Annotated in this window: 3 protein-coding genes; all 3 read left to right on the top strand. The window is 37.8% G+C overall.

From position 1 onward, the window contains the following. The first annotated feature begins 471 nt into the window (after positions 1-471). The 3 genes from HXW94_RS18525 (at position 472) to HXW94_RS18510 (ending at position 2375) form a co-directional block, all read left to right on the top strand. The gene (locus HXW94_RS18525; RefSeq protein WP_178368371.1) at positions 472-1443 is read left to right on the top strand and encodes a DUF4351 domain-containing protein; all 972 of its coding nucleotides are present in this window, start codon (positions 472-474) and stop codon (positions 1441-1443) included. Positions 1444-1875: 432 nt separating this feature from the next. Further along, complete coding sequence (locus HXW94_RS18515) at positions 1876-2124, top strand: DUF4160 domain-containing protein (RefSeq protein ID WP_178368369.1); 249 nt, start codon at positions 1876-1878, stop codon at positions 2122-2124. Positions 2125-2129: 5 nt separating this feature from the next. Further along, positions 2130-2375, top strand: coding sequence for a DUF2442 domain-containing protein (locus tag HXW94_RS18510; RefSeq protein ID WP_178368368.1), 246 nt, complete (start codon positions 2130-2132; stop codon positions 2373-2375). Positions 2376-2569 lie beyond the last annotated feature (194 nt).

The following is a 2569-nucleotide window of genomic DNA, read 5'->3' as shown; positions in this document are numbered from 1 at the left end:
GAGCCAATTATTTGTAATGTCGAGATAAAGCCGCAGTTTTAGCCTTATTTTTGGCCTTAACCCGGCAATTTTGCCCCTAAAAAAGCGTTTTAAGAAAATTTTCTGATTCGGTGTTGGTTAATTTTATAATGCCATGGGTGGTTTCATTTCAAAAGAGTCTTTGGCTGAATTGTGTCAAAAAGGTTATATCTTCGTTTAATTTTTTACATAAAAATGGAAGTTTTTTGGGGAAGTCTGGGGAAGTCAAAAGGGGTCAGACACCATTTATTTTTAATGACTTGATTCGTTATTTTTGTTTTGGTATATTATCGCTACTTTGTTATATTAGATCGTAACATATTGATATTATTTGGAATAAATGAAATAGGTTGAAATATCATTTACAATAAATTCAGATAGTTACATATAGTCTAACAAAGTAGAGTTATGATAAAAAATATTTCTAAAATCAAATAGTATCATGGAGGATGAATGGGATCCAGTCACGATGATTACGATAATCCGTGGAAAGATATGATTACCCGATATTTTAGGGAGTTGATTCTATTCTTTTTCCCGGATGCTGCAAACGGCATTGACTGGAACAGGCCCGTGGTCTTTTTAGATAAGGAGTTTCAGCAGATATCCCGTACTGCTGAGCTTGGCCGCAGAACAGCGGACAAACTGGCACGGGTGTATACCATGTCGGGTAATGAAACTTGGGTGTTGGTGCATGTGGAAGTTCAATCCCAGTATGAAACTGATTTTGCAAGACGGATTTATACGTACAACTACCGGATATTTGACATGTATGACAAAAGCGTGGTCAGTCTTGTAATCCTTGCTGATGACCATCCCCGCTGGAAGCCGTCTGCTTTTGGATATGAATTATGGGGATGTGAACTTTCTTTGAAATATCCAGTTTCCAAACTGATAGAATTCGGTAAAAGTAAGGACAGCTGCGCATTGCTGGAGAAACATGAAAACCTTTTTGCCGTTGTTGTGAAGGCGCATCTGAAAGCGCTGGAAACTCGTAAAAATCCTTCCGGAAGATATGATTCAAAATTTGCCCTGATCCGCGCATTATATGAACAAGGTTTCAACAAACAAGAAATCATTGATCTGTTCAGCTTTATCGACTGGGTGATGAGGCTGCCTGAAGAATTGGAAAAGTCTCTTTGGCATGAATTGGAAGCAATAGAAAAGGAGTTAAGAATGCCATACATAACAAGTGTAGAAAAGATAGGCTTTGAGAAAGGGGAAATAGAAGGCTTTGAGAAAGGGGAAATAGAAGGAACAATAAATCTGCTTTCCAAACAAATTGCTTTGAAGTTTAAGAAAGAATCGGACGAATTGATTCCCATGCTGTCGCTATTGTCTAAATCACAACTTGAAGAGATTGGAGAAAAATTTTTCCAGGCCAAATCATTTGATGAAATAAAACAATGGATCAGCCAAGCGTGAGAAAGGGTCATGGGTCAGTAATGGGGTTACAGTAAGTCATAGGGTCAGCAGTAACAGCACAGCAGGAATTCAGAGTGGTGTAGTATTGGGGTCAGAGTAAAATTAAATAATTATACGAACGAGTTGTGTTAATTCCCGGGGGAGAAGTGATGCTCTTTTTTAAAGTGGGATTACAAAGCTGCAAAAGGTTATCAGCGGTCATGTGTTCCAAGGAGGGAATTGATAATAAAGCCCTTCTTGAGCCGGGAAAACGTCACCCTGCTGGTGAAGCAAGAGCTGTTGCCGCTTTACTTGGTTCCTAAGATATCCGGCAGATGGTTGTCCAGCGACCTGACGTATTCAGTCACGATTTCAGTTCCTGTCAAAATTATTGAAAAATAAACAATTTCAGAGTAATATATTTAGTAGCAACAAACAGCAGGAAGGATTGCAATGCCAGAAATTACGAGGTTTTATGGGATAATCATCAAACTGTTTTTCGGAGATCACCCGCCTCCGCATTTTCACGCCGTTTATGGTGAATATATTGCCCTTATCGATATTAATTCTTTGAACGTCATTGAAGGAGATCTTCCCGCCAGAGCAAGAAAACTCGTTATTGAGTGGGCTGAAAAGTATCAGTCAGAATTAAAAACGATATGGGAAACCCAGGAATTTAAAAAATTGCCACCTCTGGAGTAAATTGAATGATAGTACCAAAAATAAAAGATGTTATGCCTGCTGATCAACGGACACTCATTGTTACTTTTGATAATGGCAAACGCAAGCGTTATGATGTCAAAAAATTGTTAATCAAAGAAATGTATTCCCCGCTTAAGGACAAAGGATTTTTTAAAAATGTAAAGATAGAACCCGGAGGATATGCAGTCTATTGGAATGATATGATTGATATCAGTGAATATGAATTATGGCAAAATGGTATTGATATATGATGATGGGATCAGGCTTGATGGCAGGAATTCAGAGCATCAGAAAATGTACAATAAATTCGACTTGTTGTAACAATACCTTCGCCAAATTGATTGACCTATATGAATAAAATGATCACATTCTCTGATAAAATAATGTTTGAGCAAACATCAACCATAGTCAGAGGGGTAGTCATCATGGGAATTAGTACTTTATT

It is taken from the genome of Desulfobacter latus, from assembly GCF_013389365.1.
Lineage (GTDB): Bacteria > Desulfobacterota > Desulfobacteria > Desulfobacterales > Desulfobacteraceae > Desulfobacter > Desulfobacter latus.
The sequence above is the reverse complement of the archived record's forward strand: the minus strand, read 5'-3'. Positions and strand labels throughout refer to the sequence as shown.

What these genes read in the sequence shown, in the direction of transcription:
- HXW94_RS18525 (WP_178368371.1), top strand. Translation starts at nt 472, where the DNA reads ATGGGATCCAGTCACGATGATTACGATAATCCGTGGAAAGATATGATT.
- HXW94_RS18515 (WP_178368369.1), top strand. Translation starts at nt 1,876, where the DNA reads ATGCCAGAAATTACGAGGTTTTATGGGATAATCATCAAACTGTTTTTC.
- HXW94_RS18510 (WP_178368368.1), top strand. Translation starts at nt 2,130, where the DNA reads ATGATAGTACCAAAAATAAAAGATGTTATGCCTGCTGATCAACGGACA.